The sequence below is a fragment of the Phytopseudomonas dryadis genome (assembly GCF_004327355.1).
Taxonomy (GTDB): Bacteria; Pseudomonadota; Gammaproteobacteria; order Pseudomonadales; family Pseudomonadaceae; genus Aquipseudomonas; species Aquipseudomonas dryadis.
On record NZ_QJUM01000008.1, the window covers coordinates 52,042 to 78,540 of the forward strand.

Below are 26,499 nucleotides of genomic sequence, written 5' to 3' on the forward strand. Positions count from 1 at the left end.
GCGGCGTGAGCTGGCACGTGCTTGGCGCCGGCAGCCTCGGCAGCCTGTGGGCCACGCGCCTGCACCGCGCCGGCATCCCGGTGCGCTTGATCCTGCGTGACCGCCAGCGCCTGGCCGCCTACCAGCGCAGCGGCGCCCTGACCCTGGTCGAACAGGGCGTGGCCAGCCGCCATGCCATTGCCGCGCAGAGCATCGACGCCAACGAGCCGATCCGCCGCCTGCTGCTGGCGAGCAAGGCCTACGACGCCCAGGCCGCGGCCGCTCAACTGGCCCGGCGCCTGAGCCGCGACGCCGAGGTGATCCTGCTGCAGAACGGCCTGGGCAGCCAGGACGAGGTGGCGCTGCGTCTGCCCCAGGCACGCTGCCTGTTCGCCTCGAGTACCGAGGGCGCCTTTCGCGACGGCGACTGGCGCGTGGTATTCGCCGGCCATGGCCACACCTGGCTCGGCGATCCTCACGACCCGACGCCGCCGGACTGGCTGCAGCACCTGCAGCAGGCCGCCATCCCCCACACCTGGAGCCCCGATATCCTGGCACGCCTGTGGCGCAAGCTGGCCCTCAACTGCGCGATCAACCCGCTGACGGTGCTCTACGACTGCCCCAACGGCGGCCTCGAGCAGCACCCGGTGGAAGTCGCCACGCTCTGCGCCGAACTCGTCGAGCTGCTGCAGTGCTGCGGCCAGCCGGCGGCGGCCGAGAACCTGCTGGAGGATGTCTGGCGGGTGATCCGCGCCACGGCGGCCAACTACTCGTCCATGCACCAGGACGTCGCCCGGGGCCGCCGCACCGAGATCGCCTACCTGCTCGGTTACGCCTGCGCCGCGGCCAACCGCCACCGCCTGGCGCTGCCGCACCTGCAGGCGCTGCAGCGGCGCCTGCTCGAGCACCTCGCTGCGCGCGGATTGCCGCGCCACTGAGTCACGCGCTACCCTGCCCCCTCTGTTGCCACCACGACACCGCCCCATGCGCCTGCGCCATCGCCTGAAAAACCTCCCGGTTGGCCGTAAACTGCTCGCCGCCCTGCTGGTGCTGCTGGCGGCGGTGCTGGTGGTGGCCAACCTGACCTTCATCAGTGCGGCCTACTGGATTTCCCAGGAAAGCGTCGCGCCCCAGGCGCTGCAGACCCTCAGCCGGCTGATCGCCAGTCCGGCCCTGAGCCGCGAGGCCCTGAGCTCGGCGCAAGCCGCCGATGATCTGCTCAGGCGTCTCGACGGCTATGCGCCGCTGCGCGCGGCGGTGATCTACGACGCCCAGGGCGACAGCCTGGCGCAACTGCAGCGCGGGGAAAAACTGCAACTGCCGTCGCGGGTCGACGAACTGGATAACTGGCGCATCGGCGAGTTCCGCGCCAACCAGCTGGTCGAACTGCCGCAACCCGATGCGCCGCCCGGCTACCTGCTGCTGGTCGCCTCCAGCGAACTGCCCGGGGCCTTCTACACCGGCACCCTGACCGCCAGCCTGGTGATCCTCGGCTTCAGCCTGGTGCTCTGGCTGCTGGTGGCGCGGCAGATCCGCCGCCTGGTGACCAGCCCGATCAAGCGCCTGGAAGAACTCACCCGCCAGGTCACCCGCGAAGAGAACTATTCGCTGCGCGCCCGGCGCGGCAACCAGGACGAGATCGGCAGCCTGGCCGACGCCTTCAACACCATGCTGATGCGCATCGAAGCCCGCGAGCAACAGCTCAAGCGAGCCCGCGACGACTCCCAGGAAGCCTTCGACCAGGCCCAGAGCCTGGCCGAGGAAACCCGCCTGTCGAACCGCAAGCTGGAACTCGAGGTGCAGGTTCGCAGCAAGATCGAGAAGAAGCTCACGGGCTTCCAGAACTACCTCAACAGCATCATCGACTCCATGCCCTCGGCGCTGATCGCCCTCGACGAGCAGCTCTACGTCGCCCAGTGGAATCAGGAAGCCAGCGCCTTGTCCGGTACCTCCCTGGACGAAGCGGTGAACCAGCCGGTGTTCCTCGCCTTCCCGCTGCTCAAGCCGTACCTGTCCAAGCTCAAGCGTACCGCCGACCAGCACCGCGTGGAGAAGATCGAGCGCGTGACCTGGAGCCGCGACGGCGAACCGCACCACTACGCCCTGACCTTCTACCCGCTGATCGGCAGCATCGGCCGCGGCGTGGTGATCCGCATCGACGACATCACCCAGCGCCTGAACCTGGAAGAGGTGATGGTGCAGTCGGAAAAGATGCTCTCGGTCGGCGGGCTCGCCGCCGGCATGGCCCACGAGATCAACAACCCGCTGGGGGCGATCCTGCACAACGTGCAGAACATCCGCCGGCGTCTGTCCCCGGAGCTGGAACGCAACCGCGAACAGGCCGAACGCGCCGGCGTCAGCCTGGCCGCCATCGACCAGTACCTAGGCGCGCGGGAAATCCCCATGCTGCTCGACGGCATCCAGCAGGCCGGTACCCGCGCCTCGAAGATCGTCAGCCACATGCTCAGCTTCAGTCGCCTGAGCAACCGCCAACTGGTGGCCTGCCAGCTTCCGGCGCTGATCGACCAGGCCGTGGAGATCGCCAGCAACGACTTCGACCTGACCGAAAGCTTCGACTTCAAGAGCCTGCTGATCGAGCGCGACTTCGACCCGGCGCTGGGGCCGATTCCCGGCATCGCCAACGAGCTGGAGCAGGTGCTGCTCAACCTGCTGAAGAACGCCGCCCAGGCGATCCATCAGCGCGAGGACGACAGCGCGCCCGGCAAGATCGTGCTGCGCACCCGCCTGGCACCGCCCTGGGCGGAAGTCCAGGTGGAGGACAATGGCGTGGGCATGCCCGAGTCGGTGCGCAAGCGCATCTTCGAGCCGTTCTTCACCACCAAGGAAGTCGGCCAGGGCACCGGCCTAGGCCTGTCGGTCTCGTACTTCATCGTCACCAACAACCACAAGGGGCAGATGGAGGTGCACTCCAGAACCGGCCAGGGCACCTGCTTCACCCTGCGCCTGCCGCTCGGCGCCAGCCGTGGCTGACTGCCTGCATAACGGGATACGCACATGGGCTACCGACTCTCGAAGATCTACACACGCACCGGCGACGCCGGCGAAACCGGCCTGGCCGACGGCCGCCGGGTGGGCAAGGATCACCCGCGCATCGAAGCCATCGGCGAGGTCGACACGCTGAACAGCCAGCTCGGCCTGCTGCTCGCCGAGCTGGCCGAACAGGCCGCGACCCACCTGGGACTGGGCGAGCTGATCGACACCCTGGCGCCCTGCCAGCACCGCCTGTTCGACCTGGGCGGCGAACTGGCCATGCCTGACTACCAGGCCCTGAACCCGGAGGAAGTCGAACGCCTGGAGACGGCCATCGACCGCTGGAACGAGGAAGTCGGCCCGCTGGAAAACTTCATCCTGCCCGGCGGCTCGCGCCTGATCGCCCAGGCGCACCTGTGCCGCAGCCAGGCCCGCGGCGCCGAACGCCGCTGCCAGCAGCTCAATGCCGTGGAACCGCTGCGCGCCGTGCTGCTGGCCTACGTCAACCGCCTGTCCGACCTGCTGTTCGTCGCCGCCCGGCTGATCGCCAGGCGCCAGCGGATCGACGAAGTGCTGTGGCGGGCGGCGGCCAGGGACTGATTTCGGCCGCCAATCGCCGCGCGAACGATTGCAGTTGTCAGCGACCTGTAGGAGCCCCGACCTCGGGGCGATACGATTGCAGCCATTGCACTGAGACGGGTTCTGTCACGTCAACCCAAGTTAGCTAAGCGCGAGGCGACTGTGAAAACTGCGCGTCTCGCCGCTCAGCGGATCGACGAAGGACAAGCCCTGGGCCAGCAGCTTGAGCGGCCGCGCATAGTCGTCGATGGCATCCTCGGCGGCGCTGACCTCGGGGTAGAACGGATCGTTGCAGATCGGCGCGCCGAGGGCGGCCATGTGCACCCGTAGCTGATGCTTCTTGCCGGTCACCGGATGCAGCGCATAGCGCCACAGCTCGCCACGGCGCTCGAGCACCTCGATGCGCGTACGGGTGTTGGCCGGCCCCTCGACTTCCCGCATGCGGAAGAACGGCTCGCCCGCCTCCAGACGCGTCTCGCGCAGCAGCGGAAACGCCAATGACGGCAAGGGAGCGGCCAGGGCCTCGTAACGCTTGACCATCTGCCGCTCGCGGAACAGCGCCTGATAGCGGCCACGGCTCTGTGGGTTGCTGGAAAACAGCACCAGCCCGGCGGTGTGTCGATCGATGCGGTGCAGCGGCACCAGGTCGGCATTGCCCAGGCGCTTGGCCAGACGTGCCTGCAGGGTCTGCTCGACATAGGCGCCAGCGGGCATCACCGGCAGGAAATGCGGCTTGTCCGCCACCAGCAGGTGCTCGTCGACGTGCAGCACGGTTTCGCTGAAGGGGATGACCGGCTCCTGCGCCACCTCACGGAAATAGTGCACGCGCAACCCCACCCGGTACGGGTGGCGGGCATCGATAGGCGCGCCGCTGGCATCCAGCACACGCCCCCGGGCCATCCGCTCGAGCCAGACATCGCGGCCGATCGCCGGGAAATGCGCGCACAGGCAATCGAGCACCGTCGTCCAGGCGCCCGCCGGCAGGTGCAGGGTGCTGGGGCGCATATTGGACGGGGAACGGGCGGATACCGGCATCGGGGGGAGCTCGCTGGGCCTGGAGCGGTATTAGGCCGCAAGCCGGCGGGCAACGTCAAAAGTACCGGCTAGGGGCTGTTGACGTTCCAGCGCAAGCTGCGCTGCCGCGCACGGCCAGACCTGGACGGATGGCGCTCCGCCAGGCCCATGGCGAGACCCTGAGGCGGGCTCATATCCCCCATGGCCAAGACTTCCCCCCGTAGCCTGGGTTAGCCGCAGGCGTAACCCGGGAGCGTGGCCGTACAACGGCTCCCGGGTATCGCTGCGCTCAACCCGGGCTACCAGTTGAAACGTCAACAGACCCTAGCCGGGGATGGCGGAAACGCTACGGCTGGACGCCGCCACGGCCTGCAGCGTCACCTCGAACACACTGCCCCGGGGCGGCAGCTCGCTGACGCGCACCGCCCAGCTCTGGTGACTGCAGATCCGCTTGACCAGCGACAGGCCCAGCCCCAGGCCCTCGCCCCGGGCGTGGTCACCCCGGACGAAGGGCTGGAAGATCTGATCCTGCTGCTCCTGGGCGATGCCGATGCCGCTGTCTTCGACCCGGAAAGCCTGCGCCTGGAGAATCAGCCGTACCGATCCCTGTTCGGTGTAGTGCAGGGCATTGCGCAACAGGTTGGAGATCACCGTGCGCAGGAAGGTGGCATTGTACGGGGTGGCATCGCTGCCCTGGTCGAGCAGCTCGAAGCGCAGGCCCTTTTCCTGCAACTGCGGCCCCCAGTGCCGGCTCTGCTCCAGCGCCACGTCCGCCAGGCTCATGCCGCCGCCCAGCTGGGGCTCGTCGGCAACCGCCCGCGCCAGCAGCAGGAAGGTCTGCACCAGGTCGCGCATGTCCTCGGTGGCGCGGGCGATGCGCTGCACCTGCTCACGCTGGCGCCGATCCAGGTTGGGCGCCTCGACCAGCAACTCGCAGGAGCTGGCGATGATCATCAGCGGTGTGCGCAGCTCATGGCTGACGTCGCTGGTGAACAGTTGCTCCCGCTCGAGGGAATGACGCAAGCGGCCCAGGGTGCTGTCGAAGGCCGCGGCGAGATGACCGACCTCGTCATCCGGGTACTCCGGTGCCAGCAGTGGCGCCAGCGGTTGCAACTGGTCACCGTGGCGCACCTGGTTGGCCAGGCGGATCACCGGCGCCATGACCCGCCGCGCCAGCCACCAGCCCAGCCCCCAGGCCGCCACCACGCTGAGCAGAAAACCGGCCAGCACCACGTTGAACAGCAGGCGCTCGCGGGCCTCGAATTCATGCTGCTCCTGCACCAGCAGGTAATCGCCCGGCGCGGTGCTGCGCTTGAATACGTAGAAGGCATCGTCGCCCTCGAAGACCTCGGAGAAGCCCTCGCCCACCTCGGCGAATTGCGCGGGGATCGGATAACCCGCCAGGTGCGAGGCGAAGAAACGCGTGCTCTTGTCCAGCCGCGGACGCTCGCCCCGCCGCAGATCCTCGTCGAGGACGATGCTCAGCTCGCTGTCCAACTCCTGGGACACCAGGTGCTGCTCGACGAAATGCACGATGGCGACGATGCTCAGGGAAAATACGCCGCTGACCACCAGGGTCATCAGCACGAAGGCGATCACGATACGCCGCAGCAGCGGCTGCCTAGACAGCATGGGCGGCGTCCGCCAGGCGATAGCCGACGCCATGCACGGTGTGCAGCAGGGCCGTGGCGAAGGGTTTGTCGAGGGCCTGGCGCAACTGGTGGATGTGGCTGCGCAGGCTGTCGCTGTCCGGGCAGTCGTCCCCCCACAGCGCCTCTTCCAGGGCCTCCCGGCGCACCACGGCCGGGCTGCGCTGCATCAGCACGGCGAGCAGTTTCATACCCAGCGGATTGAGCTTGAGCGGCTGGCCCGCGCGGCTGACGTGCAGGGTATCGAGGTCATAGAGCAGGTCGGCGACCTGCAGGCAGCGCTTGCGGCTGCCCTGGGTGCGCCGCAGGATGGCCTCGATGCGCGCCACCAGTTCGGACAGGGCGAAGGGCTTGAGCAGGTAATCGTCGGCGCCCGACTCCAGCCCCTTGAGGCGATCGTCGAGGGCATCGCGGGCGGTCAGCATGATGATCGGCGTATCGCGCCGTGCCTCGTCGCGCAGCCGCCGGCACAGCTGATAGCCATCCAGGCCGGGCAGCATGATGTCGAGCACGATCAGGTCGTAATGCCCGCTCATCGCCAGATGCAGCCCGCTGGGGCCATCCTGCGCACAGTCCACGCCATAGCCCTTGAGGGCCAGGTAATCGAGGATATTGGCCAGGATATCGCGATTGTCCTCCACCACCAGAATACGCATGCCCACTCCCCCACGACGACACCCGCCCATCATACGACGGGACACGCCGTCAGGGCGCGATCAGGTAGAGGCATACCGACAGGCTGACCAGCGAACCGAGGGTCGACAGCAAGATGCTGCCCGACACCACGGACCCGTCGCGGCGATAGAACTCGGCGAGCATGAACGGCCCCGTGCCGGTGGGCAGCGCACTGAGCAGCAGGGCCGCCTGGGCCCACAGCAGCGGCAGCTGGAAGACCTGGAAAGCCAGCACCCAGGTGATCAGCGGATGGGCGATCAACTTGATCAGCACCAGGCTGGTGGCGCCCTCGCGCCGGCCACTCTGCTTGTGCGCCAGAAACAGCCCCAGGGCGATCAGGGCGCAGGGCCCGGTGGCCGCCGACAGCAGCTTGAGGAACTGATGCAACGGCGCCGGCAGAGGTTGCGCCGTGGCCGCCCACGATGCACCGAGCAGCGGCGCCACCACGATGGGGTTCTTCAGCAGCGCCAGGCCGACCTTGAGCACGGCGCGGTACAGGCTCTTCTCGTTCTGCAGGCCGACTTCGATGCACACCACCGACAGGGCGAACAGCACGCAGATGACGATCAGGCAGGCGATCAGCGCCGGCTCCATGCCGGCCTCGCCGAACACCAGCAGGCACAGGGGGATGCCCATGTAGCCGGTATTGGCATAGGCGGCGCTGAGCCCCTGCACGCTGGCATCGGCCAGGTTGCCGACGCGGCGCAGACGCCACAGCAGGGTCAGGGCGAACACGCCGAGGGTGGCGATGCCGTAGGCGAGGATGAAACCCGGTTGCCAGATCTGTTCCCACACCACCGTGGCCATGGCCTCGAACAGCAGCGCCGGCAGGCACAGCCAGACCACCATGCGGTTGATCTCCGAGGCGGCGCCAGGGCCGAGAATGCCGCTGCGCCGGCACAGGTAGCCGGCCAGGATCAGGGCGAAGACGGGCAGGATGACATTGAAGACCGAGGCCATGGGCCGGACGACTCGCTATGGGTTAAGGGTCGGCGGCTCGCGACGAGCCGCCATAGCGGCAACCACTTCAGGACTGCGGAGCCTGTGGCCACAACGCGCGGATCGCGGCCACGCCCTGGGCGCCAGCCTGCCAGGCCTGCTCGGTCTGCTGCGGGCCGACCCCGCCGAGCAGGTAGCAGGGCTGGTTGAACCCCTGCAACAGCGTGGTAGCCTGCAACCAGCCCAGCGGCCTGGCATCGGGATGGCTCTGGGTGGCCTGCAGCGGCGACAGGGTGACGAAATCGGCACCGATCTGCGTCGCCAGCGCCAGTTCCTCGGCATCATGGCAGGAGGCGGCCAGCCAGCGCTCGGCGGGCAGCGGCCGGCCCATGGCGGCGTACTTGCGCAACTGCTGCGCGGTCAGGTGCCAGCCGGCGGCGGGAAAGTCGCCCAGCCATTCCAGCGGCCCCTTGAGCATCAACTGGGCCTTGCCGGCGCAGAGTCCCTGGATGTCCACCGCCAGATCGCGGTACTGGGCATCGAACATGGCCGGCGCGCGCAGCTGGATCAGGCGGATGCCCCGCTGCAGCGCGGCGCGGATGCCGGCGAGCAAGGCGGGGCCGTCGAGATCCTGGGGGGTGATCAGATAGTGCTCGGGCAAGCGCGCGGCGGCGATGATCGGCCGGTTGGCGGCGGGAAACGGGTAGTCGCTCAACTGCCGGGCGCCGACCCAGGCCAGGGGCTGGCCCTCGGCCCCATGGGGCTCGCCGGTGAACGCACTGACCTCCCAGACATCCAGCAGCACCTGCTTGTCCGGATAGTCATGGCGCACCTGGATCAACGGCCGCGAGGCACTGGGACGAATGCCCAGTTCCTCCTCGAGCTCGCGCGCCAGGGCGGCCTGCACCGCCTCCCCCGCTTCCACCTTGCCACCGGGAAACTCCCAGAGCCCGCCCTGGTGCTTGTCATCCGCACGCCTGGCGATAAGGATACGGCCATCCTCGCCACGGATCACCGCTGCCGCTACATGAACCCGCTTCACAAGCTTTACTCCTCGAGGGCCGCCTGCTGCCAACGCTTGAAGGCAGGCCACTGAAAAATGCTTTCCACATAGGCTTCGGCGCTGGCCGGCAGCGGCACCGCATAGCTGCGCAGACGACTGGCCACCGGGGCGAAACAGGCATCGGCGATACTGGCACGCCCGAACAGGAACTCGCCATCCGCGCCGAAACGCTGGCGGCAGTCGGCCCAGAGCGTGACGATGCGCTGGATATCGGCCTGCACCTCCTCCGGCACACTGGCCAGCGGCGCCTGGCGTTGCATGTTCATCGGCATGTGGCTACGCAAGGCGCCGAAACCGCTGTGCATCTCCGCGCAGGCGCACCGGGCCATGGCCCGGGCAGCGCTATCGCGCGGCCACATCCCGGCTTCGGGGTAGCGCTCGGCCAGGTACTCGGCGATGGCCAGGGAGTCCCAGATCACGCCGGCATCGGCGGTCTTGAGCACCGGCACCTTGGCCGTCGGCGAATGGCTCAGCAGGCGCGCATGGCTATCGGCCGCGTACAGCGGCACCAGGGTTTCCACATAAGCGGCGCCACTGAGCTCGATCGCCAGCCAGCCGCGCAGCGACCAGGACGAGTAGTTCTTGTTGCCTATCACCAACTCCAGCGACATCAGCGCTCTCCATCTGCCATGAATCTGGGATCAGCTTCCACCATGGCTCGCCCGATAGCCATGGACTTGAGCGACAAGCTGCAAGCCTCAAGCCTCAAGCCTCAAGCTGCAAGTGGAAGCTGGACAGCGAACGGCTCGCTTGCAGCTTGAAACTTGCGGCTTGCAGCTACCTTACGTCCGATATTCGGCGTTGATCTTCACGTACTCGTGGGACAGATCGGTGGTCCAGATGGTCTCGCTGCAGGTGCCGCGGCCCAGCTCGATACGGATGGTGATTTCCGCTTCGGCCATCACCGCCGCGCCCTGCTCTTCGGTGTAGCTGGAAGCACGGCAGCCCTTGCTGGCGATGCATACGTCGCCAAGGAACACGTCGATCTTGCTGACGTCCAGCTGCGCCACACCGGCGCGGCCGACCGCGGCGAGGATGCGCCCCCAGTTGGGGTCGGAGGCGAACAGCGCAGTCTTGATCAGCGGCGAGTGGGCCACGGCATAGCCGACGTCCAGGCATTCCTGGTGGGTGGCGCCACCGTTGACCTGCACGGTGACGAACTTGGTCGCCCCTTCACCGTCGCGGACGATGGCCTGGGCCACCTCCATGCACACCTCGAACACCGCCTGCTTGAGCGCGGCGAACAGGGCGCCGCTGGCCTGGGTGATTTCCGGCAGCGCCGCCTGACCGGTGGCCACCAGCATGCAGCAGTCGTTGGTCGAGGTGTCGCCGTCGATGGTGATGCGGTTGAACGACTTGTTCGCCGCGTCGCGCAGCAGATCCTGCAGCACGCCCTGGGCGACCTTGGCGTCGGTGGCGATGTAGCCGAGCATGGTCGCCATGTTCGGCTTGATCATCCCGGCGCCCTTGGAAATGCCGGTCACGGTGACGGTGACGCCGTCATGCACGAACTGGCGGCTGGCGCCCTTGGGCAGGGTGTCGGTGGTCATGATGCCGGTGGCGGCTTCGGCCCAGTTATCGACCGACAGATCGTCCAGGGCGGCCTGCAGCGCGCCCTCGATCTTCTCCACCGGCAGCGGCTCGCCGATCACCCCGGTGGAGAACGGCAGTACCTCGCTTTCATCCACGCCCGCCAGACCGGCCAGGCTGGCACAGGTACGCATGGCGTTGTGCAGGCCCGGTTCGCCGGTGCCGGCATTGGCATTGCCGGTGTTGGTCAGCAGATAGCGCACGCTGCCGGACACCCGCTTCTTGGCCAGAATCACCGGCGCGGCGCAGAAGGCATTGAGGGTGAACACCCCCGCCACGCTGCTGCCCTCGGCGCAACGCATGACCACCACGTCCTTGCGTCCCGGGCGTTTGATGCCGGCCGACGCGATGCCCAGTTCGAAACCTGGAACCGGATGCAGGGTAGACAGCGGGCCAAGACCAACAGCCATGGGGAAGCTCCTCGAATTAGGTGGATTGGCGCAGTATCGTCGATACGAAAACGCCGCGAAAGGGTAGACCCTTCGCGGCGCTCGGACGTTTCAGCCAGCTCAGGATAAGAACCCGTTCACGACCTTGCGAGCTAGAGCCATGCAAGGCCTAGGCGGCCCCGCAAAAACAGGCGAGAAACGCAGCGCAGCGTAGTAACAGCCAACGGCTGGCCCGCAGGGTGAGCGCAGCGAATCAAGCGGACTGGGCTCGCACACGAGTGTACTTTTGTACATGAGCATGACTCGCTTCGCTCGCCCCTTCGGAGCCGCACTGAAGTGCGTTAGCCGCAAGCGGCTTTCCGACCGGGCTGGCGATCCAGCCTGTTTTCAACGCCGCAGGGCCGACGCGCAGCTAGCAGGCTGTTGAGAAACGTTGGCGAGGCAGCCAGCGCAAGGCAAAAACAGGCGAAAAAGCGCAGTTTACGAGTTGTAAATGAGCATTTTGAGCCTGTTTTTAACGCCGCGATGGCAACGCAGGTAGTTTTTCAACGGCCTGCTAGTCGTGGGCAGGTTCTCAGTTGACCTGACCGTGGCAGTGCTTGTACTTCTTGCCGGAACCGCAGGGGCAGGGCTCGTTGCGGCCGATCTTCTGCTCGGCACGCACCGGCGCCTGGGCGACGGCCACGTCACCGCCATCCTGGGCCTGGGCTTCGGGCTCTTCCAGCGCCGAGACCTCGGCGTGCTGGAACTGCATGCGCTCGGCCAGGGCTTCGGCTTCGCGGCGCAGACGCGCCTCTTCCTCGGCCGGGTCCTCGCGGCGCACCTGCACGTGCGACAGCACGCGGATGGCATCGCGCTTGATCGAGTCCAGCAGTTCCTGGAACAGGGCGAAGGACTCGCGCTTGTACTCCTGCTTGGGGTTCTTCTGCGCATAGCCGCGCAGGTGGATGCCGTGGCGCAGGTGATCCATGGTCGACAGGTGGTCTTTCCACAGGTCGTCGAGCACACGCAGCAGGATCTGCTTCTCGAAGGTGCGCAGCGCCTCGGCGCTGGCCTGGTCTTCCTTCTCGTGGTAGGCGTCGACCAGCTCCTTGAGGATGCGCTCGCGCAGGGTCTCCTCGTACAGCTTGTCGTCTTCGTCGAGCCACTGCTGGATCGGCAGGCGCAGGTTGAAACCGGCGTACAGCGCCTCCTCCAGACCCGGGATGTCCCACTGCTCGGGCAGCGATTGCGGCGGCATGTGCGCGTTGATGGTGTTGTCCAGCACTTCCTTGCGGAAGTCCTCGATGGTCTCGCCGATGTCGTTGGACGCCAGCAGGGTGTTGCGCATGTGGTAGATCACCTTGCGCTGCTCGTTGGCCACGTCGTCGAACTCGAGCAGTTGCTTGCGCATGTCGAAGTTGCGGCCCTCGACCTTGCGCTGCGCCTTCTCGATGGCGTTGGTCACCATGCGGTGCTCGATGGCCTCGCCGGCCTGCATGCCCAGGGCCTTCATGAAGTTCTTCACCCGGTCGGAGGCGAAGATGCGCATCAGGCTGTCTTCCAGCGACAGGTAGAAGCGGCTGGAGCCGGCATCGCCCTGGCGGCCGGCACGGCCACGCAACTGGTTGTCGATACGCCGCGATTCGTGACGCTCGGAGGCGATCACGTGCAGGCCGCCGGATTCCAGTACCTGCTGGTGGCGTTTCTGCCAGTCGGCCTTGATCTGGGCGACCTGCTCGTCGCTGGGCGGCTCCTGACTGGAGAGTTCCAGCGCGGCGACTTCCACTTCCCAGTTGCCGCCCAGCAGGATGTCGGTACCGCGACCGGCCATGTTGGTGGCGATGGTCAGCGCGCCCGGGCGACCGGCCTGGGCGATGATCTCGGCTTCCTTCTCGTGGAACTTGGCGTTGAGCACCTTGTGCTCGATGCCTTCCTTCTCCAGCAGCTGCGACACGTACTCGGAGCTTTCGATGGTCGCGGTGCCGACCAGGATCGGCCGGCCCTGGGCCTGGCATTCCTTGATGTCGTTGATGATCGCCGCGTACTTCTCTTCCTGGGTCAGGTAGACCAGGTCGTTGAAGTCCTTGCGCGCCAGCGGGCGGTTGGTCGGGATCACCACCACGGCCAGGCCGTAGATCTGGTGGAACTCGAACGCCTCGGTATCGGCCGTGCCGGTCATGCCGGACAGCTTCTTGTACAGGCGGAAATAGTTCTGGAAGGTGGTCGACGCCAGGGTCTGGCTCTCGGCCTGGATATTCACCCCTTCCTTGGCCTCGATGGCCTGGTGCAGGCCTTCGGACAGGCGCCGACCCTGCATGGTGCGGCCGGTGTGCTCGTCGATCAGGATCACCTGGCCGTTCTGCACGATGTATTCGACGTTGCGCTGGAACAGCGTATGCGCCCGCAGGCCGGCATAGACGTGGGTCAGCAGGCCCAGGTTGTGCGCCGAGTACAGGCTTTCCCCCTCGGCCAGCAGGCCGGACTGGGTCAGCATGTCCTCGATGACCTGGTGGCCTTCCTCGTTGAGTTCGACCTGGCGGCTCTTCTCGTCGACCTTGTAGTGGCCCTGCTGGGTGACGACGCCCTCTTCCTCTTCGATGTGCTGCTTGAGGCGCGGGATCAGCTTGTTGATCTCGATGTACAGCTTGGAACTGTCCTCGGCCTGCCCGGAAATGATCAGCGGGGTACGCGCTTCGTCGATGAGGATCGAGTCGACTTCGTCGATCACGGCGAAGTTCAGCTCGCGCTGGAACTTCTCTTCCACGCTGAACGCCATGTTGTCGCGCAGGTAGTCGAAACCGAATTCGTTGTTGGTGCCGTAGGTGATGTCGGCGGCATAGGCGGCGCGCTTTTCTTCCGGCGGCATGAACGGGGTGACGATGCCCACCGACAGGCCGAGGAACTCGTACAGCGGGCGCATCCAGTTGGCATCGCGGCGGGCCAGGTAGTCGTTGACCGTGACCACGTGCACGCCCTTGCCTTCCAGGGCATTGAGGTACACCGCCAGGGTCGCCACCAGGGTCTTGCCCTCACCGGTGCGCATCTCGGCGATCTTGCCTTCGTGCAGGGTCATGCCGCCGATCAACTGGACGTCGAAGTGGCGCATGCCCATCACCCGCTTGCCGGCCTCGCGCGCGACGGCAAAGGCTTCGGGAAGGAGCTGATCGAGGGTTTCGCCTTTGGCCAGGCGGGCTTTGAATTCTTCGGTCTTGGCACGCAGTTGCTCATCGGAGAGCGCAAGCATCTGCTCCTCGAAGGCATTGACGGCCTGGACCGCCTTGAGCATGCGTCTGACTTCACGCTCGTTCTTGCTTCCAAAGAGTTTTTTCAACAAAGGCGCAAACATATCGACAGGATCTTCCACGCTATGGATGGAGGGCGGCCCCGTGAGTCGCCCATGCAGCCCTCATGGCTGCGTGCGAAGGGGGCATTCTACCCGGAAACGAAGTTGAGGAAAGCGGCGTTATGGGGAGGCACGCCCGGCGTGGCTGGACGAAAGCCGTCGGTCCGGGATGTGCGCGGGGGCCTGGGAGGTGCGCGCGAAGACGCCCAGCGCCGTCATTCGTCGCTGCTCACACGGGCGATATAGGCACTCGGGTTGATCAGCCGACCATTGCGGCTGACCTCGAAATGTACGTGATTGCCGGTCGAACGACCGGTGCTGCCGACCGTGGCGATGGCCTGGCCACGGCTCACCAGGTCGCCGACCTGAACCAGGTTGCTGCGGTTGTGCGCATACAGGGTGACGTAACCATCGGCATGACTGATTTCCACCGTGTTGCCATAGCCGTTGCGCCAGCCGACGAAGGTCACCACACCGGCGCCGACGGCGACCACGTCGCTGCCCGCCTTGGCGGAGAAATCCACGCCCTTGTGCACGCTCACCCGGCCGGTCAGCGGGTCCACCCGCCGGCCGAACGGCGAAGACACGTAGCCCTGCAGCACCGGATGCCCCGCCAGGTAGGCGGCCTCGTCGAGGCGCTGGTCGGCGAGCAACTGCTCGAGCACTTCGAGCTGCTGCTCGCGGCTGTCCATGCGCAGCGCCAGCTCGTCGAGGGTGCTCATGAACGGCGGCGGCGCATAGGCCGCGCCATCGAGCAGCTCTTCCGGGCCGCCCTGGCCGACGCTGAGGGAGAAATCGAATTCGCTGGCGTCCAGCTCGGCCAGTTCGGTCAGGCGTTCGCCCAGGGCGTCGAGCCGGGTCAGGCGCGCCTGCAACTCGGCCACATGGGCGGCGAAGGCGTCCAGCTGACGTTGCGCATCGATGCGCACCTCCCCCACTTCGGCGCGCTGGGCATCCAGCGCCTCGGCGATCTGCGTGCTGTCCGGCAGCGGCGCGGAGGTGGGCGCCAGCCAGGAGCCGACAGCCACGCCAGCGGCGAGCGCCAGCACGATCAGCAATGCCAGGCTGAGCACCAGCCAGCGCAGATCCAGGCTGAGCGAGCGCGCGGCGCCATGGCGTCGGCTGAGTAAGATGATGTGCATGACGTCCCCATGAAAAAAGGCGGAACCCAAGTCGGCAGCAGGGTTCTGCTACCATGTCGGCCCCACAATCTTAGGCGTCCTGCCATGAGTTTTCGTCCCTTGCCGGCCAAGGCGCCCGCAGCACTGCTGCGCGAGGCGAAGCCCCTGAAAGCCCTGTTCAATCAGGCTCAGCGGCTCGAACACCTGCAGCGTCTGCTGGAAAGCCAGCTGCAACCCGCCGCCCGGGAACACTGCCATGTGGCGTCCTGGCGCGAAGGTTGTCTACTTCTTGTCGTCACCGATGGCCACTGGGCCACCCGGCTGCGTTATCAGCAACGACGCCTGCTCAGGCAATTGCAGACGCTCGAAGCGTTCGCGACCTTAGCGAAAATTCTCTTCAAGGTGCAACCTCCGACCGTCGAAAGGCGTGAAGCCGGTCACCCCGTGGTGCTATCCGAGCGTGCTGCCGAAAGCATCCAGGCCACCGCCGATGGCGTCCGCGACCCCAAGCTGCGCGCCGCGCTCGAACGCCTGGCCAGCCATCGGCGCAAGCGCGGCGATTAGCCGCAGCCAAGCTGCAAGCTGCAAGCTGCAAGCTGCAAGCTGCAAGCTGCAAGCTGCAAGCAAAATAGTGCCAGCACCGCCAATTGGCTTGAAGCTTGAAGCTAAAAATCTGGCTTGAAGCTAAAAAAAAGGGCCACCCGAAGGTGGCCCATCAAATTGAAGCTAAGGAGAGTTGTCTTACACCGCCGCGACCGGGCGCATGTAAGAGATCGGTGCAGTGTTGGCGTCGTCGAAGGTGACCACTTCCCAGGCATCCGGCTGTGCGATCAGGGCGCGCAACAGACGGTTGTTCAGGCCATGGCCCGACTTGTAGCCGCGAAACTCGCCGATCAGGCTGTTGCCCAGCAGGTAGAGGTCGCCGATGGCATCGAGAATCTTGTGCCTGACGAATTCGTCCTCGTAACGCAGGCCGTCTTCGTTGAGCACGCGGAACTCGTCCACCACGATGGCGTTGTCGACGCTGCCGCCGAGCGCCAGGTTCTGCGAACGCAGGAACTCGATGTCGCGCATGAAGCCGAAGGTGCGTGCACGGCTGACTTCCTTGACGAACGAGGTGCTGGAGAAATCCACACTCGCGATCTTGGTACGGTCGTGGAACACCGGGTGATCGAAATCGATCTCGAAGCTCACCTTGAAGCCTTCGAACGGGACGAAGGTGGCGCGCTTGTCGCCATCGGTCACGGTCACTTCACGGATGATGCGGATGAACTTCTTCGGCGCGTCCTGCTCCTGCAGGCCCGCCGACTGGATCAGGAAAACGAAGGGGCCAGCACTGCCATCCATGATCGGCACTTCGCAGGCGGAGAGCTCGACGTAGGCGTTATCGATACCCAGGCCTGCCATGGCCGAGAGCAGGTGCTCTACCGTGTCCACCTTGACATCGCCATTGATCAACGTCGTCGACATGGTGGTTTCACCGACGTTCAGGGCGTGACCGGTAACCTCTACCACGGGGTCGAGGTCGGTGCGACGGAACACGATACCGGTATCCACGGGTGCCGGCTTCAGGGTCAGGTATACCTTCTCCCCGGAATGCAGGCCGATGCCAGTGGCGCGGATGATGTTCTTCAGGGTGCGTTGTCTGATCATGGCTCTGGCCGCTATAGCGCTAGTTGCGAATTGTTTTCAACAAAGGCCGGCGATAATAGCAGAACCGGCCTTTGCTGAACACCAATCGCCCTCATACTCCTGATAGTTTCCATCAATCGGCCTGGCGACGCAGGAAGGCTGGAATGTCCAGGTAATCCAGGTCGTCCTGCGGGTTCATCTTCGCCGCGGTGGCGGCGCCACCATGGCTCTGACGCTGTACGGTCGGGCGCTCGTAGTCCTTGTAGTTGACGTTCTGCTCGCTGCGCGCCGGGGCTGCGGCGGGGGCAGTGCTCGGAGCGGCAGCCACCTGAACGGTGTTGTCGATGACCTTGACCGGTTTCTCGATGCGCGCGCCCAGGCCGGTAGCGACCACGGTCACGTGCAGTTCGTCGCGCATATCCGGATCGATCACGGTCCCCACCTTGACGGTGGCGTGCTCGGAGGCGAATTGTTCGATGATGTTACCCACGTCGGAGTATTCGCCCAGGGACAGGTCCGGACCGGCGGTGATGTTGACCAGGATGCCGCGGGCGCCCTGCAGGTTGACGTCCTCGAGCAGCGGATTGCGGATGGCCGCCTCGGTGGCTTCGCGGGCGCGGTTCGGACCACTGGCGCAGCCGGTGCCCATCATCGCCATGCCCATTTCGCTCATCACGGTTTTCACGTCGGCGAAGTCGACGTTGATCATGCCGGGACGCTTGATGATGTCGGAGATGCCGCGCACGGCACCGGACAGCACGTCGTCCGCCTTGGAGAAGGCCGACAGCAGGCTGGCGTCCTTGCCGAGGATGGTCAGCAGCTTCTCGTTGGGGATGGTGATCAGCGAGTCGACGCTTTCCGACAGCGCGCGGATGCCTTCATCGGCGATCTGCATGCGCTTGCGGCCTTCGAACGGGAACGGACGGGTCACCACCGCGACGGTGAGGATGCCCATTTCCTTGGCCACTTCGGCGATCACCGGCGCAGCGCCGGTACCGGTACCGCCGCCCATGCCGGTGGTGATGAAGACCATGTCGCAGCCTTGCAGCACTTCGGCGATGCGCTCGCGGTCTTCCAGGGCCGCCTGACGGCCGACTTCAGGGTTGGCGCCAGCGCCCAGGCCCTTGGTCACGCCCGGGCCGAGTTGCAGCACGGTGCGGGCACCGATGTTCTTCAGTGCCTGGGCATCGGTGTTGGCGCAGATGAATTCGACGCCTTCGATGTTGCTCTTGGCCATGTGATTGACGGCGTTGCCGCCACCACCACCGACACCGATGACTTTGATGACCGCGCTTTGCGGGAGGTTGTCTACGAGTTCAAACATGGTTCTCTCCTTAACTTTCTAGTTTTTTAACGCCCACTGCACACGCCGTTGCACACGCCCGTCGCACCGGTGTGAAACATCAGAAATTGCCCTGGATCCAGCGTTTGAGCCGTTCCAGAACAGGTGTTTTCGCTTCATCGCCATAACTGCCGATGTTGGACATGGAAATACCGTCCGACTGCTTCTGCAGCCCGTACAGCAACAGGCCCACGCCCGTGGAATAGATGGGGTTGCGCACGACATCGGCGAGCCCCTTGACGCTATGCGGTACGCCCAGGCGCACCGGCATGTGGAAGATTTCTTCGGCCAGCTCGACCGCGCCTTCCATTTTCGCCGTCCCACCGGTGAGCACGATGCCCGCCGGGATCAGGTCTTCGTAGCCGCTGCGACGCAGTTCGGCCTGGATCAGGGTGAAGAGTTCGTCGTAGCGCGGCTCGACCACTTCGGCCAGCGACTGGCGCGACAGGTCGCGCGGCGCACGGTCGCCCACGCTCGGAACCTTGATGGTCTCGCCGGCGCCGGCCAGCTTGGCCAGGGCGCAGGCGTAGCGGATCTTGATCTCCTCGGCGTACTGGGTCGGGGTGCGCAGCGCCATGGCGATGTCGTTGGTGACCTGGTCGCCGGCGATCGGAATCACCGCGGTATGGCGGATCGCGCCTTCGGTGAAGATGCAGATGTCGGTGGTGCCGCCACCGATATCGACCAGGCACACGCCCAGTTCCTTCTCGTCGTCGGTGAGCACCGAATAGGCCGAGGCCAGTTGCTCGAGGATGATGTCGTCGACTTCCAGGCCGCAGCGGCGCACGCACTTCTCGATGTTCTGCGCCGCGTTCACCGCGCAGGTAACCACGTGCACCTTGGCTTCCAGGCGCACGCCGGACATGCCCAGGGGCTCGCGCACGCCCTCCTGGTTGTCGATCACGTAATCCTGCGGCAGGGTGTGCAGCACCCGCTGATCCGCCGGGATGGCCACGGCCTGGGCGGCATCCAGCACACGCTCCAGGTCCGCCGGGCTCACTTCGCGATCGCGGATGGCGACGATGCCATGGCTGTTGAGACTGCGGATGTGATTGCCGGCCACCCCGACGAAGGCCGAGTGGATACGGCAGCCCGCCATCAGCTGCGCCTCTTCCACCGCGCGCTGGATCGACGCCACCGTGGACTCGATATTGACCACCACGCCCTTCTTCAGGCCGCGCGACGGGTGCGTGCCGATGCCGACGATTTCCAGCTGGCCATCGGCGGTCACTTCGCCCACCAGCGCCACCACCTTGGAGGTACCGATGTCGAGACCGACGATCATCTTGCCGCTCTGCACGTTTGCCATGACTCTTGCCTTCTCCTGATTCACTGCACGACAGCGGTTTCGGCCGCCGTGGGTGCGGGCGGCTCACGCCACGCCACGGCCAGGCCGTTGGCGTAGCGCAGGTCGATCCGCGCGATGTTCTCTTTCTGCTCTTTCAGCGCCTTGCCGTAGATGGCGCCGAAACGACGTATTTTTTCCAGCAGGTGGTCGCGGCCCAGCAGCAACTCGATGCCCTGCCCCGTGGACAGGAACCAGCTGCCACGCTCGCGCAACTCCAGGCGCGACACGGTGAAGCCCATCGGCCGCAGCATCTGGCTGAGCACCTGGTACTGCTGCATCACCTGCTGCTGCGCGCGTTGCGGGCCATACAGCTGCGGCAGGTGCTCGTAATGCGCCAGCTCCTTGGGCGCGAACGCCTGGCCCTGGTTGTTGAGCAGCGCCTCGTCGCCCCAGCGGGCGATCGGCAGTTGCTCTTCCAGGCGCACCATCACCTGGTCCGGCCATACGCGGCGCACCTCGGCGCTGGCGATCCAGGGCATCTGCTCCAGTTCATGGCGCATGCCGAGCAGATCCACACTGAAGAAACTGGCGCTGACGAAAGGTTCGATACGTCTTTGCACCGATTGCTGGCTGATATAGCTCAGGTCGCCCTCGACGCTGATCTTGGCGATGGGCCGATCGGCATAGGGCAGCAGGCGCAGCGCCAGTTCATAGGCGCCGAAGCCCAGTACCAGCAGCAGGATCGGCCAGGTGATGCGCTTGAGCAGCGCCAGGTTGGGCCGCGGCAGGCGCAGGCTGATCGGCTCCTTCGCCACCAGACGGCTGGCGCCGCGCGGCACAGTCTTGCCACGCATGGGCGCGCGGGCTGTACCTGGCTGATGACGCAGAACGGCGCTCATGCTCAACCCCTGCCTGCGAGGCTGTCGGCGAGAATCGCCAACACCAGTTGCTGGAAGTCCAGACCGGCGGCCTGCGCGGCCATCGGCACCAGACTGTGATCGGTCATGCCCGGTACGGTATTCACCTCGAGCAGCCAGAAACGCCCCTCGCCGTCCTGCATCACATCGGCGCGCGCCCAGCCCTGGGTGCCGACGGCCTCGCAGGCCCTGGCGGTCAGTTCCTTGAGTTCGGCTTCCTTGGCCGCATCGAGGCCGCAGGGAATGCGGTACTGGGTGTCATCGGCCAGGTACTTGGCGTCGTAGTCGTAGAAGGTATGCGGCGTCCCCAGGGCGATGGGCGGCAGCACCTCGCCGCGCAGCATGGCGATGGTGAACTCCGGGCCATGGATCCACTGCTCGACCAGCACCTGGCTGTCGTAGCCGGCGGCGTCCTGCCAGGCCGCGATCAGCGCCTCGACATCGGCGACCTTGGCCATGCCGATGCTCGAGCCCTCGTGGGCCGGCTTGACGATCAGCGGGAAGCCGAGCTCGGCGGCGGCGCGGCGGCAATCCTCGGCGCTGGCCAGTACCGCGTGGCGCGGCGTGGGCAGGCCCAGGCTCTGCCACACCTGCTTGGTGCGCAGCTTGTCCATGGCCAGGGCCGAGGCCAGGATGCCACTGCCGGTGTAGGGGATGCCGGCGCACTCGAGCAGCCCTTGCATGCTGCCGTCTTCGCCGCCACGGCCATGCAGCACGATAAAGGCCCGGTCGACCTTCTCGTCGAGCAGCCGCTGCAGGAAGTCATCGCCGACGTCGATACCGAAGGCGTCCACGCCGGCGCTCTGCAGCGCTTGCAGCACGGCATTGCCGGACTTCAGCGAGACCTCACGCTCGGCGCTCTTGCCGCCGAACAGCACGGCGACGCGACCGAATGCCGATACCGGCAGGTTGGATTTCAGGGTTTCGGCACTCATTTCCCTTGACCTTGCGCGCTGAACAGCGGGCTTTGCAGGAGTTGTGGGGCCACCCCGCCGATATCGCCGGCACCCTGGCACAGCAGGATGTCGCCGGCACGCAGCAGGGGCTTGATCAGCGGCGCCAGTTCGACCCCGCGTTCGATGTAGATGGGGTCCAGCTGACCGCGCTGGCGGATGCTGTGGCACAACTGGCGGCTGTCGGCGCCGGGGATCGGCTCCTCGCCCGCCGGATAGACCTCCATCAGCAACAGCACGTTGGCATCGGCCAGCACCTGCACGAAATCGTCGTACAGGTCGCGAGTACGGCTGAAGCGGTGCGGCTGGTAGACCATCACCAGGCGGCGCTCCGGCCAGCCGCCGCGCACGGCCTTGATAACCGCGGCGACTTCACGCGGGTGGTGGCCGTAATCGTCGACCAGCATCACTTCGCCACCTTCGACCGGCAGTTCGCCGTAAATCTGGAAGCGCCGGCCGACGCCCTGGAACTGCGACAGGCCCTGGACGATGGCCTCGTCGCTGATGCCTTCGTCGGTGGCGATGCAGAGGGTCGCCAGGGCGTTGAGCACGTTGTGGTTGCCGGGCATGTTCACCGACACGTCGAGCGGCTCGCAGTCCGGGCGCAGCACGGTGAAGTAGGTCTGCATGCCTTCCTGGCGCACGTTGATGGCGCGCACGTCGGCGTCGGCGCTGAAGCCGTAGGTCACGGTCGGGCGGCCGACCTGGGAAAGGATCTCGCGCACCACCGGATCATCCACGCAGACCACCGCCAGTCCGTAGAACGGCAGGTTGTGGAGGAACTCGATGAAGGTCTTCTTCAACTTGTTGAAGTCGCCTTCGTAGGTGCTCATGTGGTCCATGTCGATGTTGGTGACCACCGAGACCATGGGCTGCAGGTGCAGGAAGCTGGCGTCGCTCTCGTCGGCTTCGGCGATCAGGTAACGGCTGGTGCCGAGCTGCGCGTTGGTGCCGGCGGCGTTCAGCCGGCCGCCGATGACGAAGGTCGGGTCCAGGCCGGCAGCGGCGAACACCGATGCCAGCAGGCTGGTGGTGGTGGTCTTGCCATGGGTGCCGGCCACGGCGATGCCATGCCGGTAGCGCATCAGCTCGGCGAGCATCTCGGCGCGCGGCACCACCGGGATGCGCCGCTCGAGGGCGGTGGCCACTTCCGGGTTGGAGGTGTTGATGGCGCTGGAAACCACCAGCACGTCGGCGTTCTCGGCGTTCTCGGCACGGTGGCCGAGGAAGATCTGCGCACCGAAGTTTTCCAGACGCTCGGTCACCGCCGAAGCCTTGAGGTCGGAACCGGACACTTCGTAGCCCAGGTTGAGCAGCACTTCGGCGATACCGCACATGCCGGCGCCGCCGATACCGACGAAATGGATGCGGCGGATGCGGCGCATGCGCCGTACTTCTGCCTTGACCGCGGCGGGGGACTTAGCCATGGGCCACCTCCAGGCAGACATCGACAACGCTACGGGTAGCATCGGGCTTGGCCAGGCGACGAGCGGTGGTGGCCATTTCGTTGAGTCGTTCGGGGTGCATCAAGACCTCGGTCAGCTGCGCGGCCAGCCCGGCCGCGTCAGTGGAGCGTTGTGGCAGAAGGATGGCGGCGCCCTCCTTCGCGAGATAATCGGCGTTGCGCGTCTGGTGGTCGTCGATCGCATGGGGCAACGGCACCAGGAACGCGGGCAGACCGGCCGCCGCCAGTTCGCTGACGGTCAGCGCGCCGGCGCGGCAGACCACCAGGTCGGCCCAGGCGTAGGCGCGCGCCATGTCGATGATAAAAGGCGCGACTTGCGCTTCGACGCCAACACTGGCGTAACGTTCGCCGGTCACCGTGGCGTGCTGCTTGCCGGCCTGGTGGAAGACTTCGGGGCGCAATTCGGCAGATACCTGCGCCAGCGCCTCCGGCAGCAGTTTGTTCAGCGGTTCGGCGCCCAGGCTGCCACCGAGCACCAGCAGGCGCGGCCGACGATTGCGCAACGCTGCCCGTGGCGTTTCCAGGAACAGCTCTTCGCGCACCGGGTTGCCGGTGGTACGGCGCTTGGCCGAGGCCGCGAAGGTATCCGGGAAGGCTTCGCACACGCGGCTGGCGAAGGCCACCAGGCTGCGGTTGGCGGTACCGGCCACGGCATTCTGCTCGTGGATGACCAGCGGTACCCCGGCCAGGCGCGCGGCCAGGCCACCGGGGCCGGTCACGTAGCCGCCCATGCCCAGTACGCACACCGGTTGCAGCTCACGCACCACCCTGCGCGCCTGGAACAGCGCCTTGAGCAGTTGCAGCGGCGCCTTGAGCAGGGACAGCTTGCCCTTGCCACGCAGGCCGCTGACGTCGATCAGGTGCAAGGGCAAACCGGCCGCCGGCACCAGGTCGTTCTCGATGCCCCGCGGGGTGCCCAGCCAGTGCACGCGATAACCGCGGGCCTGGAACTCGCGGGCACAGGCCAGCGCCGGGAACACGTGGCCGCCGGTGCCGCCGGCCATGATCAGCACGTTAGCGGCCATGGGGCACCTCCTGCCCGGCGGCGGGCTCGAGGAAGTCCGACTCGTCGAACACCACGTCCTCGCTGCCCAGCTGGGTGCGCGCTTCCCACTCGATGCGCAGCAGCAGCGCCAGGCTGACGCAGCAGATCACCAGCGAGCTGCCGCCGTAGCTGAGGAACGGCAGGGTCAGGCCCTTGGTCGGCAGCAGGCCGACGTTGACGCCGATGTTGATGAGGAACTGGCCGATCCACAGGAAGGCCAGGCCGAAGGCCACATAGGCGGCGAAGAACTGCTTGGCCTTTTCCGCCCACAGGCCGATGTACAGCGCCCGCACGCAGACGAAGACGAACAGCGCCACCGTCGCCAGCGCGCCGACCATGCCCAGTTCCTCGGCGAGCACGGCGAACACGAAGTCGGTGTGCGCCTCGGGCAGGTAGAACTGCTTCTGGATGCTGTTGCCCAGGCCGACGCCGAGCCATTCGCCGCGGCCGAAGGCGATCAACGCCTGGCTGAGCTGGTAGCCGGCGCCGAACTGATCGGCCCAGGGATCGCTGAAGTTGGTCAGGCGCTCCATGCGGTAAGGCTGGGTGTAGATCAGCAGGGTCACGGCGCCGACCGCCAGCGCCACCATCAGGCAGAAGCGGAACAGGCCGACGCCGCCGAGGAACAGCATGGCCGCCGCCGCGCCCATCATCACCACGGTGGCGCCGAAGTCGGGCTCCATCAGCAGCAGGCCGGCCATCGGCAGCAACACGACGAAGGGCTTGAAGAAACCGGCCCAGCTCTCGCGCACTTCTTCCTGGCGGCGCACCAGGTAGCCGGCCAGGTAGATCACCACGAAGACCTTGGCGATCTCCGAGGGCTGCACGTTGAACATGCCGAAACCGATCCAGCGCATGGAGCCGTTCACTTCGCGGCCGATACCCGGCACCAGCACCGCCACCAGCAAGGCGAAGGCCGCCAGCAGCAGCATCCAGCCGCAGCGCTGCCAGGTCGCCAGGGGGATCATCAGCACCACGCCGGCGGCGCCCAGGCCGATCAGCAGATAGATCAGGTGACGGATCATGTAGTACAGCGGATTACCCGCGTTGACCGCCGCCACCTCGGTGGACGCCGAGGAAATCATCACCAGCCCGAGGCCGAGCAGCGCCAGGCAACCGGCGAGCATCGGGAAGTCCATGTCCAGGCCGCGGCGGCTGAACATCGGGGACGGGTATGGGCGCAGGAAGGTCAGCATCAGGCGAGCGCCTCCACGGCCTGGGCGAACAGGCGCCCGCGTTCTTCGAAATTCTTGAACATATCCAGGCTGGCGCAGGCCGGCGACAGCAGCACCGCGTCGCCGGCCCGGGTCACCTGCGCGGCGCGCGTGACGGCCGTATCGAGGCTGTCGACACGGATCAGTTCGACGCTGCCCTCGAGCGCGGCGGCGAGCTTCCCGGCATCGCGGCCCAGCAGCAGCACGGCGCGGCAGTAGCGGGCCACCGGCGTGCGCAGCGCGGAGAAATCGGCGCCCTTGCCATCGCCACCGGCGATCAGCACCAGCTTGCCGGCGATATCCGCACCGAGGCCGTCGATGGCCGCCAGCGCCGCGCCGACATTGGTCGCCTTGGAGTCGTTGTAGTAGCTCACGCCAGCATGCTCGCCAACCCACTGGCAACGGTGCGGCAGGCCACTGAAACGCTTCAGGGTTTCCAGCATGGGCGCCATCGGCAGGCCGACGGCATGTCCCAGGGCCAGCGCCGCCAGGGCGTTGGACTGGTTGTGCGCACCGCGGATCTTCAGTTCGCGTACCGGCAACAGCGCGTCGAACTGGTAGGCCAGGTACTTCTCGCCGTTTTCCTCGAGCAGACCGAAACGCTTGAAGTCCGGCTTGCCGAGGCCGAAGCTCCAGCACGGCACCTGGTCGGCGATCATCGGCCGCGACAGGGCGTCGTCGCGGTTCACCACCACCTGCCGCGCGCCGCGGAACACACGGTGCTTGGCCAGGTGATAGGCCGGCAGATCGGCATAGCGATCCATGTGGTCTTCGCTGACGTTCAGGCAGGTCGCCACTTCGGCGTTCAACTGCTCGGTGGTTTCCAGCTGGAAGCTGGACAGTTCGAGCACATACAGCTCGACATCGTCGGCCAGCAGATCCAGCGCCGGCGTACCGAGGTTGCCGCCGACGGCGACCTTGCGCCCAGCGGCGGCGGCCATCTCGCCGACCAGGGTGGTCACCGTGCTCTTGGCGTTGGAACCGGTGATGGCGATGATCGGCGCCTTGGCCTGGCGGGCGAACAGATCGATGTCGCCGGACAGCTTGACGCCGCGCCGCGCCGCCTCCTGCAGGGCCGGGGTGGCCACGGCCAGGCCCGGGCTGACCAGCAGTTCGCTGGCGCGGCAGAGGAATTCGACGTCCAGCTCGCCACAACGCACTTCCACCTGCGGGAAACGTTCACGCAAGGTGCCCAGCTCCGGCGGCTCGGCACGGGTGTCGGCCACGGCGAAGCGCACGCCCTGGCGCGCGAGGAAGCGCACCAGGGACATGCCGCTCTTGCCGAGGCCGACAACGATGCGGAATTGGTCGGAAGCGATCAGGCTCATT

Annotated in this window: 22 protein-coding genes; 4 read left to right on the forward strand and 18 right to left on the reverse strand. The window is 66.3% G+C overall.

The features are described from left to right. Window positions 1–5: 5 nt before the first annotated feature. From DNK34_RS08565 to DNK34_RS08575, 3 genes are read left to right on the forward strand one after another with little or no spacing between them, the layout of a single operon-like run. A complete protein-coding gene (locus tag DNK34_RS08565; protein WP_242675325.1) occupies window positions 6–917 on the forward strand; it encodes a putative 2-dehydropantoate 2-reductase in 912 nt (303 codons plus the stop codon). 46 nt (window positions 918–963) lie between these two features. Then, complete coding sequence (locus DNK34_RS08570) at window positions 964–2,970, forward strand: HAMP domain-containing sensor histidine kinase (RefSeq protein ID WP_131175474.1); 2,007 nt, start codon at window positions 964–966, stop codon at window positions 2,968–2,970. A gap of 24 nt (window positions 2,971–2,994) precedes the next feature. Then, on the forward strand, window positions 2,995–3,570 hold the full coding sequence (locus DNK34_RS08575) for a cob(I)yrinic acid a,c-diamide adenosyltransferase (protein WP_131175473.1): 576 nt from the start codon (window positions 2,995–2,997) through the stop codon (window positions 3,568–3,570). A 120-nt stretch (window positions 3,571–3,690) separates the two neighbouring features. On the opposite strand, the gene DNK34_RS08580 is transcribed toward DNK34_RS08575, so the two are convergent. The 9 genes from DNK34_RS08580 to DNK34_RS08620 form a co-directional block, all read right to left on the reverse strand. Beyond that, a complete protein-coding gene (locus DNK34_RS08580) occupies window positions 3,691–4,584 on the reverse strand; it encodes a pseudouridine synthase (RefSeq protein ID WP_131175472.1) in 894 nt (297 codons plus the stop codon). A gap of 303 nt (window positions 4,585–4,887) precedes the next feature. Next, a complete protein-coding gene (locus DNK34_RS08585) occupies window positions 4,888–6,195 on the reverse strand; it encodes a sensor histidine kinase (RefSeq protein ID WP_131175471.1) in 1,308 nt (435 codons plus the stop codon). After that, window positions 6,185–6,868: a response regulator transcription factor gene (locus DNK34_RS08590; RefSeq protein WP_131175470.1), complete on the reverse strand. Its 684-nt coding sequence runs from the start codon at window positions 6,866–6,868 to the stop codon at window positions 6,185–6,187. Before DNK34_RS08590 ends, DNK34_RS08585 begins: the two co-directional genes overlap by 11 nt. 49 nt (window positions 6,869–6,917) lie before the next feature. Further along, complete coding sequence (locus DNK34_RS08595; protein WP_131175469.1) at window positions 6,918–7,847, reverse strand: AEC family transporter; 930 nt, start codon at window positions 7,845–7,847, stop codon at window positions 6,918–6,920. A 67-nt stretch (window positions 7,848–7,914) separates the two neighbouring features. Next, entirely contained in the window at window positions 7,915–8,868 is a 954-nt protein-coding gene (locus tag DNK34_RS08600) for a Nudix family hydrolase (RefSeq protein WP_131175468.1), read from the reverse strand. A gap of 5 nt (window positions 8,869–8,873) precedes the next feature. After that, window positions 8,874–9,500, reverse strand: a complete 627-nt coding sequence (locus DNK34_RS08605; protein WP_131175467.1) for a glutathione S-transferase family protein — start codon at window positions 9,498–9,500, stop codon at window positions 8,874–8,876. 171 nt (window positions 9,501–9,671) lie between these two features. Then, window positions 9,672–10,889, reverse strand: coding sequence for a bifunctional glutamate N-acetyltransferase/amino-acid acetyltransferase ArgJ (gene argJ / locus DNK34_RS08610; protein WP_131175466.1), 1,218 nt, complete (start codon window positions 10,887–10,889; stop codon window positions 9,672–9,674). Window positions 10,890–11,442: 553 nt separating this feature from the next. After that, the gene (gene secA, locus DNK34_RS08615; RefSeq protein WP_131175465.1) at window positions 11,443–14,196 is read right to left on the reverse strand and encodes a preprotein translocase subunit SecA; all 2,754 of its coding nucleotides are present in this window, start codon (window positions 14,194–14,196) and stop codon (window positions 11,443–11,445) included. A 212-nt stretch (window positions 14,197–14,408) separates the two neighbouring features. Next, window positions 14,409–15,335, reverse strand: a complete 927-nt coding sequence (locus tag DNK34_RS08620) for a M23 family metallopeptidase (protein WP_131175464.1) — start codon at window positions 15,333–15,335, stop codon at window positions 14,409–14,411. Between the two features lie 84 nt (window positions 15,336–15,419). Here DNK34_RS08620 and DNK34_RS08625 point away from each other — a divergent pair, with 84 nt between their 5' ends. Beyond that, window positions 15,420–15,878 (forward strand): DciA family protein, encoded by a 459-nt coding sequence (locus tag DNK34_RS08625; RefSeq protein ID WP_131175463.1) that lies wholly within the window; start codon window positions 15,420–15,422, stop codon window positions 15,876–15,878. A 177-nt stretch (window positions 15,879–16,055) separates the two neighbouring features. Here the strand turns inward: DNK34_RS08625 and lpxC are convergent, their stop codons facing one another. From lpxC to murD, 9 genes are all read right to left on the reverse strand, one after another. Then, a complete protein-coding gene (gene lpxC, locus DNK34_RS08630; protein WP_131175462.1) occupies window positions 16,056–16,967 on the reverse strand; it encodes a UDP-3-O-acyl-N-acetylglucosamine deacetylase in 912 nt (303 codons plus the stop codon). Window positions 16,968–17,079: 112 nt separating this feature from the next. After that, entirely contained in the window at window positions 17,080–18,270 is a 1,191-nt protein-coding gene (ftsZ, locus tag DNK34_RS08635) for a cell division protein FtsZ (RefSeq protein WP_131175461.1), read from the reverse strand. A 79-nt stretch (window positions 18,271–18,349) separates the two neighbouring features. Continuing rightward, entirely contained in the window at window positions 18,350–19,597 is a 1,248-nt protein-coding gene (gene ftsA / locus DNK34_RS08640) for a cell division protein FtsA (RefSeq protein WP_131175460.1), read from the reverse strand. 20 nt (window positions 19,598–19,617) lie between these two features. Next, window positions 19,618–20,475: a cell division protein FtsQ/DivIB gene (locus DNK34_RS08645; protein ID WP_131175459.1), complete on the reverse strand. Its 858-nt coding sequence runs from the start codon at window positions 20,473–20,475 to the stop codon at window positions 19,618–19,620. 2 nt (window positions 20,476–20,477) lie between these two features. After that, entirely contained in the window at window positions 20,478–21,428 is a 951-nt protein-coding gene (locus tag DNK34_RS08650; protein WP_131175458.1) for a D-alanine--D-alanine ligase, read from the reverse strand. Next, window positions 21,425–22,873 (reverse strand): UDP-N-acetylmuramate--L-alanine ligase, encoded by a 1,449-nt coding sequence (murC, locus tag DNK34_RS08655; protein ID WP_131175457.1) that lies wholly within the window; start codon window positions 22,871–22,873, stop codon window positions 21,425–21,427. The genes DNK34_RS08650 and murC overlap by 4 nt, the downstream gene beginning before the upstream one ends. Further along, window positions 22,866–23,936, reverse strand: coding sequence for an undecaprenyldiphospho-muramoylpentapeptide beta-N-acetylglucosaminyltransferase (gene murG, locus DNK34_RS08660; RefSeq protein WP_131175456.1), 1,071 nt, complete (start codon window positions 23,934–23,936; stop codon window positions 22,866–22,868). Before murG ends, murC begins: the two co-directional genes overlap by 8 nt. Then, the gene (ftsW, locus tag DNK34_RS08665; protein WP_131175455.1) at window positions 23,926–25,152 is read right to left on the reverse strand and encodes a putative lipid II flippase FtsW; all 1,227 of its coding nucleotides are present in this window, start codon (window positions 25,150–25,152) and stop codon (window positions 23,926–23,928) included. The genes murG and ftsW overlap by 11 nt, the downstream gene beginning before the upstream one ends. Continuing rightward, a complete protein-coding gene (murD, locus tag DNK34_RS08670) occupies window positions 25,152–26,498 on the reverse strand; it encodes a UDP-N-acetylmuramoyl-L-alanine--D-glutamate ligase (RefSeq protein ID WP_131175454.1) in 1,347 nt (448 codons plus the stop codon). Before murD ends, ftsW begins: the two co-directional genes overlap by 1 nt. Between the last annotated feature and the right edge of the window lies 1 nt (window position 26,499).